This is a genomic window from Candidatus Poriferisodalis sp., assembly GCF_965208555.1.
In the GTDB taxonomy this organism is placed as follows: Bacteria; Actinomycetota; Acidimicrobiia; order Acidimicrobiales; family Poriferisodalaceae; genus Poriferisodalis.
Genome location: NZ_OZ242342.1, coordinates 1,360,255 through 1,374,115 on the forward strand (window position 1 = coordinate 1,360,255; position 13,861 = coordinate 1,374,115).

A 13,861-nucleotide genomic window follows, 5' to 3' on the forward strand; every position below is an offset into this window, starting at 1 on the left:
AGGGTCTTGCGCTTGCAGCGTCAGCGCATGACAACACCACGTGGGCGAGCTTCCGGTACTGGGCTCGCGGGAGCGCACCCGTCGGCACCGCCGAACAAGGTCACTCAGATCAACGAGGCCAACGGCTCTCGTGAGGGGTCTGACCTACCCGGATTGTCGGGACTCGAGGACGCGACGGCAAGGCGCAGTCCGCAGCGCTCCGACTGCTGGCAAGAAGTGGTCCGAGGCACGATCGTCACCGATGAGCCAGCGCTTCCAGACCCGCTCCTCCAATGTCCCGCCTACAACGAAGTTTCCGACCTCGCCTCGCTCACAGAGTCCGATGCCGAAAACCTGAACGGGCTGTTCCGCCACGAGGTCACCCACAACACGATCCGCAGCTACAGGAGCCAATGGAGGAGATTCGCCGCCTGGGCCACGACTCGGGGCGCCCGGGCACTCCCTGCCAAGCCTGAGCACGTCGCCGCATACCTGGCCGAGCGCTTCGGGCAGCTCGGCCACAAGCCAGCCACGCTGCGTGTGGCCGCGGCAGCGATCGCCTATGTCCACAGCAACTACGGCCTTGAGAACCCGTGCAGCCACCCGGATGTCAGGAGAACGCTGCGGGGAGCGACTCGGATGGCAGGCAAGGCACAGAAACAGGCGAAGGGCCTCACCGCGGAGGCACTCGACGCAATCGCAGCAACCGCTTGCCAACCACGTCTCGGCAAGAACGGCAGAAGCGAGAGCGCACAGGCTGCCGCCAGGAGAGGAAGCGTCGACATCGCTCTCGTGAGGCTCATGCGCGACGCGATGCTGCGAGTCTCCGAATGTGCTGCGCTGACCTGGAGCGACATCGAGACGGTGTCCGATGGCAGCGGCCGGCTCCTGATTCGGCGCTCGAAGACCGACCCCGATGGCGAAGGCGCCGTCGTGTTCGTCTCGCCGCAGACCATGGCTGCACTTGCGTCGATTCGCAACGGCGCCCCAACGGAATTCCGTGTGTTCGAGCTAAGCCCGAATCAGATCTCACTGCGGATCAAGAAGGCTGCCCTGGCGGCCGGTCTGGGCGACGGTTTCAGTGGGCACTCACCTCGTGTCGGCATGGCTCAGGACCTTGCACGGATTGGCGTCGAGCTGCCAAGCCTGATGACCGCGGGACGGTGGCGTTCCCCGACGATGCCTGCGCACTACACCCGCAATGAGACCGCCGATCGGGGAGCCGTCGCGCAGTTCTACAGGCACTCGCGGGATCCCCGCCAGCCGCCTCTGGCGACTTGATCCACAGGAGCGATTCGGTCTCGGACCGCCCTCGGCAGCGTTGCTACTCTGCGGATTCGGCCTGCCAAGGGGACTCAAGGTCATGGATAACGGCAGTTGTCCCCGCTGCGATCTTGACTGTGTGAGAGCACCAGGACAAGGCCTCATTGAGCGTTTCTCTCGATGAATCGGCCCCTTCTCGAGCGCGCGATCTGCTAATTCCGATCACCACGGCTTGCCGGTCGGACGCCTATGCCCTTGTCCTCACGGGGCCGAGAAACCGATCTCAGAGGCAGCGGCGTACAACCTCTGCGCCGAGGTCAACTTCAGCTACCAGTGCTCCATGAGCCGGAGTGCCGACAGGACAGGTGCGGGCGGAGCCCATCCCCGACCGAGAACGTCCCCAGCGGCATACGGAGCGGTCCACTGACAGCCGGAAACAGAGCATCCGCGCTGCGTGTCGCCGGACGCGCGACCATCGCGCGGCCACGTTTCGCGCTGTCATTTCGCATCAAACCGTGGCCGCAGAAGTTCCGGGTGGGGGAAACGGAATCGACTGCGGGAAGCAGCGTCGCTGCGTTCGGACGTCAACGACATGTGATGGAAGTAGGCGAGATGGTGAAGCCGCCGTTTTCAGTCCGACAGGACCAGGACAAGCTTGACGCCTTCTGCGTTCTTCAAGAAGGCGTGCCCGACAGCTTGATGCCATCACTCTTTGTCTGGATCTCCGAGCGGTACTTCTACAGCGAAGCGGGAGGCACGTACGCGCGACGAAATGGCATCGATCGGCTTGAGCGCATTCTCGGAGAAGTGTTGCCCCGTCGCCATCAGGATCTGATGAGTCGTCTCGTGAAGGACCACGGACTGCTCCTAGATGCGATCGACAGCGCATTGGCAGCTCGTCCGCATCAGTCGGTAGCAGCAGAGCTGCAGACAATGCTGGACGAAGCCCGCAGCGTGTACAGAGTCGGAGTCGACGAGAACGGCGACTACGAGTTGCAGTTTCGGCAGCCCGCCGAACTCACTGAGCTCGTTGAAGTGTCCACCAGCGATGCCGATTCGGCGTCGCATCATCTGCGGCAGGCGTGGTCACTGGCATTCGGACGCGAACCGGAACCGACCGCCGCATGCGACGAGGCTGTGCGAGCAATCGAGGCCGCGGCCAAGCCCGTCGTGACCCCACGTGATTCGCGGACGACGCTCGGCAAGATGATCACGGCGATGAGCGACGCTTCGCACAAGTGGACAACCGATTCGAACGCGTCAGACGACATCGATGCAGCCATCGCCATGATGGACCTCATCTGGAAGGGGTACCGACGGCACGGCGATCCCAACCAGCCCGCCGAAGCGACCGTCGAGACGGCTCAGATGCTCGTCCAGTGTGCAGCGCTGCTCGTGCACTGGTTCCGGTCAGGACACATACGCCGAGTGACTTGAGCGTGCGACCAGACGATGACTACCTCGTCGCGCTCGGCTGGGCGAAGTACGCGTTCCTCCACTTGGAGTGGCTCGTCATCTACACACTCCATGATGAGACCGGCAGAACCGTCACATCGCTGTCGAAGCTGACTCCACGCACTTTGAGCAATCTCTTGGCTGAACGATGGGGGCACGACAGTGACCTGAGCGCCCTTGCCGAGCGGTACTCGGAAATCGTCTCTCGACGCGAGGACATAGCGCACTCACATCCCGCTACTCAGCAGATCAGCGAGACCGGCGAATCCCTGCAACGGCTGCGTCGGCACAAGCCCAACCTTCAGGCCGAGTCGTCTCGCGTCTACTGGATCACGACGGAATGGCTCGAGCGTTTCGCAGCAGATGCCCTGACCCTCAACCGGAACATCTCAGAAGCATTGGGACGTCGCTAGGGCGAGACTGGCGTACTTGGGTGAGGTGTCCTCGCCGCGACTTCTAGGGAGCCGGCGCACGACGAGCCGTGTCGAGGTGTCGATGAACCATCGACATCATCGTGAAAGCCTCAACCAGCTCGTCGTCTGTGACTTTCCGGTGGAGTCGAGGATCGTGAGCGACCGGGTTGCGGAACATGCCCAGGATGCCCTTGACGAGGTTGGCGAAGCCGGCCTGTTCGCCTCGGTCAGTCTCTGAGACTCCGTCGTTGATCGCTACGAGCGGCCCTTTCCCCGGAGACAGGGTCGTATCCGCCAGTGACGCGCCGTCCCCTTGGATGCCGGCCATCTCTCGGAGACGGGCAGGGATGCTCTTGGAGGCCTCGAGCATGGCGTGGAAGTTGTTCTTCTGCAGCAGCTCATCGGTGCAGTAGTCGAGGACCCGTCGATGGGTTCCACGTCGGCGCAGCTCCGAGCGGATGCTTCCGGCGCGCTGAGCTGCCTCGTCAAGAGTGGATGCGGCCCCGCCTTTGAGTCTGATGACACGGCCCTCCTCGTTGACGGCGAGACCGGCGTAGATCAGGACCTCGTTGAGCTCAGCTATGCGGCGCGCATGCAGCGCTTGTTCGTTGCGGTATCGCACCGAGGCCATCGTCGTATGGATGAGCGCCACGAGGCTCTTGCCGTTGCCGTTCTTGTTCTGGTGCGCCGCCAGGGCGTTGAAGATGCGGTGCCGCTTGGTGATGCCGGGACTCACGTTCGGGATGCGGGTCTGTGCGAGTGCCTGATCGATCTGGGAATTCGTCAGTCCTTCCCTGGTCTCGCCCAAAACGTCAGCAACGCCCTGGATGATGTCGGCGTCGAATGGATCGACCTGCGTCGGAGCCACGGGCGGAGGGTACGGCGCAGCCGAATGCCGTCTACCCACGGTCCATAGCCTGACCCGACTTCGATTCAGGAGCGCCGCATATGTCCGATGCAGACCCTCGCCCTGTTGATCTTCGCCCGAAGGAGTTCGAGTCCCCACCCGATGATCCGTTCGCCAACGACCGGCTCAACCGCAAAGAATCAGTCGAGTCGTTGTGCACGATCATCCAGAATGCACGGCGGCCACTGGTGGTCTCTGTCGAGGGTGCCTACGGAACAGGCAAGTCGTCGTTTCTGCGGATGTGCGCCTCACGCATGTCCCAACTTGGTGCGTGGGCAGTCGAGTTCAACGCATGGCAGCAGGGGCACACCGGGCGGCCGCTGATCGACCTGGTTGCGGCACTAAGCACGCGACTCGCTGATCGAGGCAGCTGGGACAAAGTGAAAGATGCCGCGAGGCACGCCGGCTGGCGTACTGCTGGTTATCTGACGAGAGGAATCGTCGCACCCATTGAGGCTGACAGCCCCGTCGTCTTCCAAGAATGGGCCGACATCGACGACGGCGTTGCGGAGTTCAGGGCTTCGTTGCGCGAAGAAATCGAGGCAGCTGGCAAGAAGCTCGTGATTCTCGTCGACGAGCTTGACCGCTGCGAACCGACCTACGCACTCGATCTACTCAACAAGGCGCGCCACCTGTTCGACATCGACGGGGTCGTCATCGTGTTCGGCGTGAACCGTGAGGAACTCGGCCACGCTGTTGAGACCCTGTACGGGCCCAAGTGCGATGTTGACGGGTACCTGCGCCGTTTCGTTGATCTGTCGATGCAGTTGCAGCTGCCGACGACGGTCGAATGGGCCGCGTACATGACGAGCATTTGCGACTCGTTGCTGGACTGCACGCGCATTCTGGGTGATGAATCCAACACGCCACGAGTGGTGCTGACGCTGCTCGCAGACAACTGCGGCGGCAGATTGCGCGACATCGAGCAAATCGTGCGGCAGGCCAATTTGGCCTTGCCGCCACGGGACTACAACCCGATCTGGCCGCTGCAACTGATCACCATGCTGGCGCTGCGGTACTTGGACCGGGACAGCTACGAGCGCTTCGTTGCAGGCGACGCAGGTACAGGGGAAGTCCTGCTCGTCATGCGCGAGCACCTGACGAAGACAGAGGCCATGTTCGATATGACCTTCTTAGACGCAGTGTTGCTCTTGCTGCACGGCGATCAGGAAGTTCCCCGTGACGAGAACGCTTTCGTGGAGTACTACCAGTCGATTCGCAAGGGTGAGATCGATGATGCCAAGTCGACCTACGGCTTGCTGCAAGGTCTACGGCGGCACACTTTCGCCCCCATGTCGGCGGTGGAGACTCTGCACAAGATCATCGAGATCGCCGCGCCGATCTAGGCGCCGAGTCCCACTGCCCTCCATCGGCCGGCCCTTGCTACGAATGCGAAGGTGACGAGATCAATGGCTTCGTCAGATAGCGCCTCGCGAGAATCCGCGCTGTTTATGGCTGAGGACTCGCTCGATCCCTCACGGGCGCTCGTGCTCTCGCTGAAGCCAAGGTTCGCCGAGGCGATTCTGGCTGGCACCAAGATCGTCGAAGTGCGACGGGTCATGCCGCGCATCACCGATCCCACGCTGGCACTGCTGTACGCGTCGGGCAGTGAGCGAGCGCTCGTCGGTACGTGTGTGGTCCGAAGTGTCGCCTGGTATCCGACCGACGAGCTGTGGCGACGGCACGGCGCTGACACCGCCCTGTCCAGGACCGAGTTCGACTCCTACCTCGACGGCCGAGACGGCGGCGTGGCGCTGCTGCTGGAGCGCCCTGAGCCGCTGGCCGCCCCGATACCGCTGCACACGCTTCGGCAGGCTCACGGCTTTCGCCCGCCCCAGAGCTTCGCCTACGTGTGCGACGCCCAGCGCAAGCGTCTGCTGACGGCGTAGAGATCAGCGACGGGGCGGGTTGACGTCAGCCGGCGAGCGTCGCTTGAGGAGTTGAGATCTCGACTTCGACCGTTTCGAACCGGGTCGACAGGGTCTCGGCGGCGTCGCCGAACTCGGAGTAGGAGCTGAGCACGTCCTCCGGAACAGGCCCGCTGTGGTGCGCAATGGCGTCGTCGATCGACATCGTGGGTACCGGTACGGGGTCGCCGCCCTCGACCAGGCCTTCGATGTGGAAGGCGAGCGCCTCGCGGATGTTCGCGAGCATCTCATCGGGGGTTGCGGCGGTGCTGATGCATCCCGGGACGTCCGGCGCGTAGGAGCCGTAGTTGTTCGGGGTCTGCTCGATGACGACTGCGTAGGTCAGCTTCATCACGAACTCCGCCGGAGGCCCGCCTGTCTCAAGATGTTGAGCCACGTGCCCTTCGGTACATCGTCTCCCAAGCTACGGGGATCGTGACCGCGCCCGGTTTATCGGGATGTCGAAACTGGCGGTGGCTGCCTCGTGTTCGTGCATGGGCCCAGCCGTCGCGTAGGCGCTGCAGCAGTGCGGCGGTAGTTTCGAGGCACAACACCCTGTTCGCTTCGTCGTACAGGACCCGAGGTCCCTCCATGTGAGGGACCTCTGTCATTTCCAAGCAACTGGGCAGCTCCCGGACCGACTCGACGGCGACGGCCTTACTCGGCCAGAAGCTCTGCCTAACCCTGCTGCGGTTGCACACTCACGTCGATCGGGCCCACCTCAGCGGGATCGACGTCGAGCATCAAGGCGATCGCCTCGCGAGCTGCTGCCGGCACCTCATCAAGGTTCCTCGCTTGCGAGAAAACGCCCCGGAGCGCGGGAACCGTGATCGCCCACCAGTCGCCAGAACGCACGACTTCGACGCGATGTCCCAAGGTGGTCACTTCAGATTTCATGGTTCAACCATCTTGCCAGCAGCGGCGGCAATGTCCCGAGGGGTGCGGGATCGCAGAGTTGCTTTGGCCCTCGCGGCCGCATTTCGCCGTGCTTGATCCGTCGCGACAATGCTGGTTGACATACTCGACAGCGGAGTCAGAAGCGGAGGCTGAACCGATGGCACCTGAAACAGCGTCGAGACGGGTGCTGCTGGTCGGCTCGCTTCCCTACGACGATGAGGCGTCGGCGATGGCCCGGGCGCTCGAGTTGGCTGGCGACAAGCTCGTCGCATTGCCCGACGGCGAGATCGGGGAGCGTTCCGAGCAGTACCCCAACGGTGACCGCTCGCAGTGGGTGGCGGGTCTCGCAGGCCGGCTCGCGTCGGACTCGGCCCTGTTCGACGTCGTGAAGGCCGGCACGATGGGCGATCAGGGCTTTCCGGTGGACTTCAAGTCGACCGCACGACTGCGTCCGAAGCATGACTCCGACGAGCTCGCCGAGCGGCTGGAGCTGCGCTACGACACGTACGCGCTGCGCAGCTGGCAGCAGTTCGAGCAGCTGCGACCTTCTGCGGGGCGGCCGGATCTGCGAATGCAAGTCGGTCTGCCGACAGGCCTCGGCATCGGGGCTGCGGTGTTCAGCCCGAGGCGCGCAATGCGGCTCGCCGGCGCATTCGCCGCCTGTCTCGAACGTGAAGCCGCGGTGATCGAGGGCGAGCTCGGTGCTGAGAATCTGATCTTCCAGATCGAAGCCCCGGCCGAGGTGGTGATGGCGCACAGACTGCCGAAGCCGCTGCTCGGAACGGCAACGAAGACAGCTCTGGACCTGGCGAGGCGTCTGCCCGACGGAGTGCCGGTCGGGCTGCATATGTGTTACGGCGACCTCAACAACAAGGCCGTGATCGCCCCGACCAAGTTCGGGCGGCTGATCGACTTCGCCAACGCGCTTATCGACCGGTGGCCGTCAACGCGGCAGCTCAGCTATGTGCATCTTCCGTTCGCCGCCGGCACAAGCCCGGCGCCGACGAAGGCTGCGTCGTACGGCGCTCTGCGGCGGCTCAGGCTGCCGTCGGGGACACGTCTCGTGGCGGGCTTCGTGCACGAGCAGCCCGATATGGACGATCTCGCCCAGCTCCTGCGCACCATCGAGGATGCCTGGGGAGGCACGGTGGACGTAGCGACAGCCTGCGGGCTGGGCCGACGCACCGCCGAGGTGGCTGACGAGCTGATCGCTCGCTGCTCCGAACTGGCAGGTCAGCAATAGGCCGCTGTTGCGACGTGGCGCTGCTGCTGGAACGTCCCGAGCCGCTGGCAACCCCGGTGGCGAGTCGTTCGATCTCTTCATCTCTGATGGCGTGCACTTAGATCAGCGAACCGGAGAACCGCTCTGGGATGACGACGGCCGCATGGCTCGCACGCACACTGGGATCCTGATCGATCAGCCGAATGTGGCCTACTTAGAATTCAACCCAGGGACTCGGGAGGACGACGGCGATGTTTAAGCGAAAAGGTCGGCGGCCGAGGCCGCCGGACAGGCGAGCCGGCTACATTCCGAAGAACAGCATCGGCCCGAAGGACTTCCCGAAGGGCTCGCTGCCACCGCCGCCGAAGCGCCGCGACGAGTCGAGCAGTTCTTCCGAGAACAACTGAGGTCGGCGGCAGCGCGCAGCCGAGGAGCGACCCGAAGCGCGGGATTCGTTATCGCCCGCCAATCGCCAAGACGGTCGATTCGATGTGGGGTCGGTGCTTGGCCCACCAGTCCCGGCGGCGATCGAACCGTTGCTGACCGCCCATCTCTTCCCATATCTTCACGAAGCTGGGATCGCCGGCCTCCGCGCGGCGACGGACGAACTCCCCGCCGACCTGCATGGACCGGTCGAGCAGGCCGAGCAGTTCGGCGCGCTCGGCGACCTCCAGCCCGTAGCTCTCGGCAACCAACCGCAGCCGATGTCCCCGGTCGGCATCGTGCCAGCCGAGCCGGGAAGCGCTCACGTCATCGTCGATCGGAACGCACATGCGGGCGAAATAGGCGAGATCGAACAGCGGACGGCCGGGGGCAGCGAAGTCGAAGTCGATCAGCGCCACCGCCCGCCCATCTCGAAAGACGACATTCTCCAGGCACACGTCGTTGTGGCAGACGACCCTTCCGCCCGCCGGATCGGCCAGCTCGGTGTTCCACGCCATCGGGGATGGGTCGAAGCAGCTCGCTGCCGTGTGGAAGCGCCTCATCAGGTCGGCGGCCGATGCGAGGACCGAATCCGACTGTGCCCAGTCGGGATAGGGCGGCACAGGGACGTCTCCGTCGATGAAGCTCAGCCGTTCCCGCCCGTCAGGGTCGAGCCCGACTGGGACCGGCGCACCCTGGAAGCCGGATCGTTCGAGCGAGGCCAGGAAGCGATGGATGCTCGGTGTGTACGGGGTGACGGGCCGCAGCACATGCGGGCCGTCGCGCACCACAGCGCCGGCGTTGGCCAGCCCACCGCTCAGCAGCTCCTCGCTCACCGCCGCAGTCTGGCAGCGGCTGCCGCGGCGCCGAGGCTCATGAACTGCAGCTGCGCGGCGTGGCCGAGATCGAGCCCGACCCCGAGATGGTCGTGCTCGACGCCCGCTGCCCTGACTGAAGTCCGCGTGTCCTCAATTGATGGCGGCCTCGGCTTCTCGCAGCCTCTCGTTAATCCAATCGAATTCAGGAGCATCCCCGAGGACCATGTCCTGCATTGCCGCATAGTCCTGTTCGATCGCCTCCCGTAGCCCAGCTTGCGGTACGAGTCTCAGCGAGCCAGGCGTGGCTTGTTCGAATCGCTTCCATGCCTGCCTGAATGCGACGAGGTTGTGGCTTCGTACCTCGTCGAGAAGCTCGAGATCAGTCAAGGCCGACACACCGAGGTCGGTTGCCGTGATCATTGCGGCGTCGTAGTAGTGGCGCGAGATCCGGTTCCTGTCTTCGGGCAGACGCTGCTCGTCTCGGTAGCCGCAGTGCGCTCCGTGCAGAATCAGGAGCTTCTCCCAGTAGGTCCTGTTCGGTGAGAGCACGTTGACGTTGCCGGCTTCAAGCAAGAAACCGTGCAGTTCATCTCCGATGAACGCGGTCACGCCGCCGGTCCGATTGGGGTCAAGAGCTGATCTCGCTCCTGCCTCGATCTTCACGCTCGGCGCGACGTACGCAGCGACGCTGCTGGGGTAAAGGGTTGGGTATTCGACTAGGAGAGTCTGCGCATCGTCGTCGTCAGGTACGACACGGCACCCTTCGACTGCCTTGTTCACGCGGCGATTGCTGGGCCGCTCACGATGCTGCGCGCGAGCGGCATCGCCCAGCCGGGAACGTCGTTGATGTGCTCGCTGAGATCGTGCTTGACCTCGTCAGGGAGGCGGCGCCGGAGCGTCGCGACAACCTGGGCATCGGTGGCGGCGTCCGGGCCGAGCCACTCCAGTGCCTGAACCACCGGGGCCGCTGGTCTGCCGGCCCACTGCATGATCCGAGGCCGGCCATGTCGGAAGCGAACCGTTCTGCCGTCGATCTTGAGCGTCCTGGATGCGCCGTCGGTGAGGTAGCTCATCTTTGCCGGCACTGCATTGGTGAGCCCCAGGCGATTTGCGGCAACCAGCCCGTCAGGCATGATCCGCACGCCGTCCCGCCGCGCCAGCGCAGCTATCGCAGCGTCCATGTCGGCCGGCGCAGGCCGGTTCAGCCTGATGCTGAACCTCGGCATGTCGTAGAGGCCCTGCCCGATCCGGCGCAGCGTGCCGGCCTTGACCAAACGCGACAGTGCCTGGTCGACCGCATCGCGGCTGCCGAGGCCCAGGAAATCTCTGGGGGTGCACACCCATGTCCCCGGGGCGCGCTCGGCCATCTGCTGAGTGATCTCGTTCGCCACGGATGCCATGGGTGACCTCCCTTCGTGTCCTTCGGCTAGTTGAGTTTGTCAGGAATCTATCTAATATTTCTGACCAACTCAACTGATTCGCTGCTGCGTCTTCTTGAAGCATCGTTCCCACGAGCGTCGGCCGGACCGCTACCCGAAGCCGACACCGTAGGCCCCCTGAAACCGCAGGCCACAGTCGATTTCGACCCGTGACGCGCAAAACGGGAGGCCGGTCCGCCTGAAGTCGGCTCAACGCCGAGTGCTCAGGTTCCCCTGCGTAAGCGGTGAGCTCCGCGCCTCCCGTTGGCCGTCAACATAGAGCACGAGGGTGTGCCGCAAGCGCCACTACGTGGTTTCGAATTGAAGCGCGTTGAGGTTGAGCTGAGGCGATCTGGACGACACGTTCAGCATCTCGATACCGACGACCTGCTCGGCAGCGTTGAAGTCCAACACCACGCCTGGCGCGACCTCGAGCGAATCGACGATCGCAGAGTCGTCAAGATGGAAGTACAGCGCGTCGTCCTCCTTGTCGATTCGCAGCTTCATGACTCACCTCGCATTGCGCGGTCAATTCTGACAGTCCACTTGCTCGGTCGTGCGAGGGGTCGGGGGTCGCGCGGAGACTGAGGTTCGCCTTGGTGTCGCGAGGCGGGCATGCTGGGCTGGGTCAGCGGGAGACGGGAGCATCCATGACGGCATCAGAACCGGCAGCCTTGAGCGACGACGTTCAGGAACTGCTGCGCAGACCGAACTTCGCACACCTCGCCACCATCCGCACCGACGGCACCTCGAGCATCGCCCCGGTATGGATCGACCCCGTCGACGCCTCCACGGTGATCGTGTCCACCGGGGACGGCTCGCACAAGGTGGCCAACCTGCGCCGGGATCCCCGCGTGATCATCTCGGTCGTCGACCTCGACAACCCCTATGAAGAACTGCAGCTGCGCGGCGTGGCCGAGATCGAGCCCGACCCCGACATGGTCGTGCTCGACGCCCTCAGCCACAAGTACACCAACCAGCCGTTCCGGGTGCGCTTCGAGGGCTGCGTCAACCTGCGGATCACCGTCACGTCGTACCGCCACACGGTCCACGCCGAAGAGCACACACCCGCCGACCGCTGACGCCGCGGGCGGCCGCCACCCGCCGGCCTGCCCATCGCTCGTCAGAAATGTCCAACTTCCATTGAACGGAATATAATTTCCGATGTATGGAAGTTAGGTCGGCGCCGAGCCTGCTCCCCATCTTGCGGTCGCGTCAGCAAGGTGAAGTACTCACCTATCTGATGTGCGACCCAGATCGCGAAATCAGCATGAGCGAACTGGCGCATCGTGTCGGGGTGCCGCTCAGCTCGGTGCACCGCGAAGTCGAGCGCGCCGAAGCGGCCGGCATCATCATCAGCCGCCGATTGGGCAACACCAGGTTCGTGCGAGCCGACACCGACAGCCCGTACTACGACAGCCTGTCCGATCTGTTGGTCAGGGCGTTCGGGCCGCCGCTCGTCCTCGCCGAGGCGCTGGAAGGCGTCGAGGGGATCGAGGCTGCGTATGTGTACGGCTCGTGGGCAGCGCGCCTGCACGGCGTCGCGGGAAGACGGCCTGTCGACGACATCGACGTGCTGGTGCTGGGCGAGCCCGACAGAGCCGAGCTTTACGAAGCGCTCGGCGGCGTCGAGGGACGTCTGGGCCGCCCGGTCAACGTCGTCATTCGAGACGCCGGCTGGCTTCGAGACGGCTCTGGCAGTTTCCATGCGACCGTCACCGAACGCCCAGTGGTGGCAATCGAAATCAAGAAACAGCTCGGTACGGGCCCAGTTCCACAGAGCTCATGAGATCTTGCACGCCGGCGAGCGCATCGCCCGCCAAGTCGACCGCCCACTGAGCATCGCTGTCTGTCAACTCCGGCGATTCAAACTCTGGGTACTGCGAGGCGTTCCGCATCTGGCGGAACTGTTCGAAACTGAGTTTGGAGAATGCCGGAATCTGATCGTCGAACTGGCTCGAGACTGCTTCCTCGATCGCCCGATGCGAGCCATCACCGCCCATGGCCCGCAGACCCTGTCGAGCCAAGAGCGAATCTGCAGCCATTCGATACGCGTCGTAGGCCAGCGAGAATGCCGACCCGCTGTCCGAACCGAGAAGACTGCGGGCAGAACGAAGCCGCTTCGACGCGTCCTGGATCAATCGATCAGCGGCTCTGGTTCGTCCCTCCGCAGACACCGACTCCAATCGCTCTTTGTCAATCAGAAAATCGATTGCAGAGCTGCCCTTGAGCGTGTGTCCCTGGCGGCGATGCTCAGGCATGCCTCAGAGAATGCCAAGTGATCACACGTGATTGCTAGGCAGTTTCGGACCCGGGTTGACGTCAGGCGACCAGGGAGTGTCCTCAGGGCTTGACGGAGATGATCTGGATGAGGTTGCCGCAGGTGTCGTCGAACACGGCAATCCAGGCTTCGCCGACATCGGTCGGGGGCACCGTGAAGGTGACGCCGGCCTCGGTCAGCCGCTGGTGCTCGGTGTCGACGTCGTCGACGGCGAACTGGGCCAGCGGGATGCCGTCGGCCATCAGGGCGTCGCGGTAGGGCTTGACCGCCGGGTGATGCGACGGCTCGAGCAGCAATTCGGGCCCGTCGGGGTCTTCGGGCGAGACGACCGTCAGCCAGCGGTCTTGGCCGAGCGGGATGTCGTGGCGCGTCTGGAAGCCGAGCACGTCGGTGTAGAACGCCAGGGCTTGCGCCTGGTCATGAACGAATACGCCGGTGAGTTCGATCCTCATTGTTGGGTCCTTTCTTGGCCACCGCCGGTTGATCTCCGACAGCGGTGCCGGGTTGAAGAAGTGGTACTTGTAGCGGCCTTCACGTCTGGTCGAGACGAGTCCGGCGTCCTCCAGAACGCCGAGGTGCTGAGAGATCGCCTGGCGGGTCGAACTCAGCTGATGCTTGGAGGCGAGCCGTGCTCCGATCTCGAACAGTGTCTGGCCATCGCGCTCGGACAGCTCGTCGAGAATGATCCGACGTGTCCGATCCGCGAGGGCCTTGTAGATGTCGGCCACTGGCCTGGCACTGTAACAGGCAAGTGATAGCTTGCCTGTCAGTGTGAGTCGGCTCAGGGTGGCGCAGATGGCGGGCTCGTCGCCGCGGATCAGGCCATCGAGAGCTGAGGCGGTCAACGGCGAACGGCACCACACGGTCGGCTTCGACAG

18 protein-coding genes and 1 pseudogene are annotated in these 13,861 nt (G+C 64.0%); 8 read left to right on the forward strand and 11 right to left on the reverse strand.

What is annotated here, in order from left to right; genetic code table 11:
• Window positions 1–27: 27 nt before the first annotated feature.
• From ACOGXE_RS06295 to ACOGXE_RS06305, 3 genes are all read left to right on the forward strand, one after another.
• Window positions 28–1,260 carry a tyrosine-type recombinase/integrase gene (locus ACOGXE_RS06295; RefSeq protein WP_419933097.1) on the forward strand — a complete coding sequence of 411 codons (1,233 nt, stop codon included), beginning with the start codon at window positions 28–30 and terminating at the stop codon, window positions 1,258–1,260.
• Window positions 1,261–1,497: 237 nt separating this feature from the next.
• Window positions 1,498–2,679: a hypothetical protein gene (locus ACOGXE_RS06300; protein ID WP_419933098.1), complete on the forward strand. Its 1,182-nt coding sequence runs from the start codon at window positions 1,498–1,500 to the stop codon at window positions 2,677–2,679.
• The gene (locus tag ACOGXE_RS06305; RefSeq protein ID WP_419933099.1) at window positions 2,676–3,110 is read left to right on the forward strand and encodes a hypothetical protein; all 435 of its coding nucleotides are present in this window, start codon (window positions 2,676–2,678) and stop codon (window positions 3,108–3,110) included. Before ACOGXE_RS06300 ends, ACOGXE_RS06305 begins: the two co-directional genes overlap by 4 nt.
• Before the next feature lie 43 nt (window positions 3,111–3,153).
• Here the strand turns inward: ACOGXE_RS06305 and ACOGXE_RS06310 are convergent, their stop codons facing one another.
• Window positions 3,154–3,978, reverse strand: a complete 825-nt coding sequence (locus ACOGXE_RS06310) for a TIGR02391 family protein (RefSeq protein ID WP_419933100.1) — start codon at window positions 3,976–3,978, stop codon at window positions 3,154–3,156.
• Between the two features lie 80 nt (window positions 3,979–4,058).
• Here ACOGXE_RS06310 and ACOGXE_RS06315 point away from each other — a divergent pair, with 80 nt between their 5' ends.
• Both ACOGXE_RS06315 and ACOGXE_RS06320 read left to right on the forward strand, forming a co-directional pair.
• Window positions 4,059–5,363: a KAP family P-loop NTPase fold protein gene (locus ACOGXE_RS06315; protein WP_419933101.1), complete on the forward strand. Its 1,305-nt coding sequence runs from the start codon at window positions 4,059–4,061 to the stop codon at window positions 5,361–5,363.
• 105 nt (window positions 5,364–5,468) lie between these two features.
• Window positions 5,469–5,906, forward strand: coding sequence for an ASCH domain-containing protein (locus ACOGXE_RS06320; RefSeq protein WP_419933102.1), 438 nt, complete (start codon window positions 5,469–5,471; stop codon window positions 5,904–5,906).
• 25 nt (window positions 5,907–5,931) lie between these two features.
• Here ACOGXE_RS06320 and ACOGXE_RS06325 read toward each other — a convergent pair whose 3' ends face one another.
• The 3 genes from ACOGXE_RS06325 to ACOGXE_RS06335 form a co-directional block, all read right to left on the reverse strand.
• On the reverse strand, window positions 5,932–6,321 hold the full coding sequence (locus ACOGXE_RS06325) for a type II toxin-antitoxin system HicB family antitoxin (RefSeq protein WP_419933103.1): 390 nt from the start codon (window positions 6,319–6,321) through the stop codon (window positions 5,932–5,934).
• Window positions 6,305–6,535, reverse strand: coding sequence for a type II toxin-antitoxin system HicA family toxin (locus ACOGXE_RS06330; protein ID WP_419933104.1), 231 nt, complete (start codon window positions 6,533–6,535; stop codon window positions 6,305–6,307). Before ACOGXE_RS06330 ends, ACOGXE_RS06325 begins: the two co-directional genes overlap by 17 nt.
• A 67-nt stretch (window positions 6,536–6,602) precedes the next feature.
• Window positions 6,603–6,821 (reverse strand): type II toxin-antitoxin system HicB family antitoxin, encoded by a 219-nt coding sequence (locus ACOGXE_RS06335; protein ID WP_419933105.1) that lies wholly within the window; start codon window positions 6,819–6,821, stop codon window positions 6,603–6,605.
• A gap of 157 nt (window positions 6,822–6,978) precedes the next feature.
• Here ACOGXE_RS06335 and ACOGXE_RS06340 point away from each other — a divergent pair, with 157 nt between their 5' ends.
• Window positions 6,979–8,064 (forward strand): hypothetical protein, encoded by a 1,086-nt coding sequence (locus tag ACOGXE_RS06340; protein WP_419933106.1) that lies wholly within the window; start codon window positions 6,979–6,981, stop codon window positions 8,062–8,064.
• A 434-nt stretch (window positions 8,065–8,498) separates the two neighbouring features.
• On the opposite strand, the gene ACOGXE_RS06345 is transcribed toward ACOGXE_RS06340, so the two are convergent.
• From ACOGXE_RS06345 to ACOGXE_RS06360, 4 genes are all read right to left on the reverse strand, one after another.
• Window positions 8,499–9,302 carry a phosphotransferase gene (locus ACOGXE_RS06345; RefSeq protein ID WP_419933107.1) on the reverse strand — a complete coding sequence of 268 codons (804 nt, stop codon included), beginning with the start codon at window positions 9,300–9,302 and terminating at the stop codon, window positions 8,499–8,501.
• A gap of 132 nt (window positions 9,303–9,434) precedes the next feature.
• The gene (locus ACOGXE_RS06350) at window positions 9,435–10,115 is read right to left on the reverse strand and encodes a nucleotidyl transferase AbiEii/AbiGii toxin family protein (protein ID WP_419933482.1); all 681 of its coding nucleotides are present in this window, start codon (window positions 10,113–10,115) and stop codon (window positions 9,435–9,437) included.
• Complete coding sequence (locus ACOGXE_RS06355) at window positions 10,061–10,684, reverse strand: DUF6088 family protein (protein WP_419933108.1); 624 nt, start codon at window positions 10,682–10,684, stop codon at window positions 10,061–10,063. The genes ACOGXE_RS06350 and ACOGXE_RS06355 overlap by 55 nt, the downstream gene beginning before the upstream one ends.
• A 324-nt stretch (window positions 10,685–11,008) precedes the next feature.
• Entirely contained in the window at window positions 11,009–11,209 is a 201-nt protein-coding gene (locus ACOGXE_RS06360) for a DUF2283 domain-containing protein (RefSeq protein WP_419933109.1), read from the reverse strand.
• 143 nt (window positions 11,210–11,352) lie between these two features.
• Between ACOGXE_RS06360 and ACOGXE_RS06365 the strand changes: the two genes are divergently transcribed.
• Window positions 11,353–11,784 carry a PPOX class F420-dependent oxidoreductase gene (locus tag ACOGXE_RS06365; protein ID WP_419933110.1) on the forward strand — a complete coding sequence of 144 codons (432 nt, stop codon included), beginning with the start codon at window positions 11,353–11,355 and terminating at the stop codon, window positions 11,782–11,784.
• An 86-nt stretch (window positions 11,785–11,870) separates the two neighbouring features.
• On the forward strand, window positions 11,871–12,491 hold the full coding sequence (locus ACOGXE_RS06370; RefSeq protein WP_419933111.1) for a winged helix-turn-helix transcriptional regulator: 621 nt from the start codon (window positions 11,871–11,873) through the stop codon (window positions 12,489–12,491).
• Here ACOGXE_RS06370 and ACOGXE_RS06375 read toward each other — a convergent pair.
• The 3 genes and pseudogenes from ACOGXE_RS06375 to ACOGXE_RS06385 all read right to left on the reverse strand — a co-directional run.
• The gene (locus ACOGXE_RS06375) at window positions 12,448–12,747 is read right to left on the reverse strand and encodes a hypothetical protein (RefSeq protein WP_419933112.1); all 300 of its coding nucleotides are present in this window, start codon (window positions 12,745–12,747) and stop codon (window positions 12,448–12,450) included. The two genes, ACOGXE_RS06370 and ACOGXE_RS06375, sit on opposite strands and share 44 nt — an antisense overlap.
• A 298-nt stretch (window positions 12,748–13,045) precedes the next feature.
• Window positions 13,046–13,435, reverse strand: coding sequence for a VOC family protein (locus ACOGXE_RS06380; protein ID WP_419933483.1), 390 nt, complete (start codon window positions 13,433–13,435; stop codon window positions 13,046–13,048).
• A 99-nt stretch (window positions 13,436–13,534) separates the two neighbouring features.
• Window positions 13,535–13,846: pseudogene (locus ACOGXE_RS06385) on the reverse strand (winged helix-turn-helix domain-containing protein); the annotation flags it as partial.
• Window positions 13,847–13,861: the final 15 nt, after the last annotated feature.

Bases quoted from the DNA above. Each gene is read 5' to 3' on its own strand.
- ACOGXE_RS06295 (WP_419933097.1), top strand. From the start codon at position 28: ATGACAACACCACGTGGGCGAGCTTCCGGTACTGGGCTCGCGGGAGCG.
- ACOGXE_RS06315 (WP_419933101.1), top strand. From the start codon at position 4,059: ATGTCCGATGCAGACCCTCGCCCTGTTGATCTTCGCCCGAAGGAGTTC.
- ACOGXE_RS06320 (WP_419933102.1), top strand. From the start codon at position 5,469: ATGGCTGAGGACTCGCTCGATCCCTCACGGGCGCTCGTGCTCTCGCTG.
- ACOGXE_RS06330 (WP_419933104.1), bottom strand. From the start codon at position 6,535: ATGACAGAGGTCCCTCACATGGAGGGACCTCGGGTCCTGTACGACGAA.
- ACOGXE_RS06335 (WP_419933105.1), bottom strand. From the start codon at position 6,821: ATGAAATCTGAAGTGACCACCTTGGGACATCGCGTCGAAGTCGTGCGT.
- ACOGXE_RS06340 (WP_419933106.1), top strand. From the start codon at position 6,979: ATGGCACCTGAAACAGCGTCGAGACGGGTGCTGCTGGTCGGCTCGCTT.
- ACOGXE_RS06355 (WP_419933108.1), bottom strand. From the start codon at position 10,684: ATGGCATCCGTGGCGAACGAGATCACTCAGCAGATGGCCGAGCGCGCC.
- ACOGXE_RS06360 (WP_419933109.1), bottom strand. From the start codon at position 11,209: ATGAAGCTGCGAATCGACAAGGAGGACGACGCGCTGTACTTCCATCTT.
- ACOGXE_RS06365 (WP_419933110.1), top strand. From the start codon at position 11,353: ATGACGGCATCAGAACCGGCAGCCTTGAGCGACGACGTTCAGGAACTG.
- ACOGXE_RS06370 (WP_419933111.1), top strand. From the start codon at position 11,871: ATGGAAGTTAGGTCGGCGCCGAGCCTGCTCCCCATCTTGCGGTCGCGT.
- ACOGXE_RS06375 (WP_419933112.1), bottom strand. From the start codon at position 12,747: ATGGCTGCAGATTCGCTCTTGGCTCGACAGGGTCTGCGGGCCATGGGC.
- ACOGXE_RS06380 (WP_419933483.1), bottom strand. From the start codon at position 13,435: ATGAGGATCGAACTCACCGGCGTATTCGTTCATGACCAGGCGCAAGCC.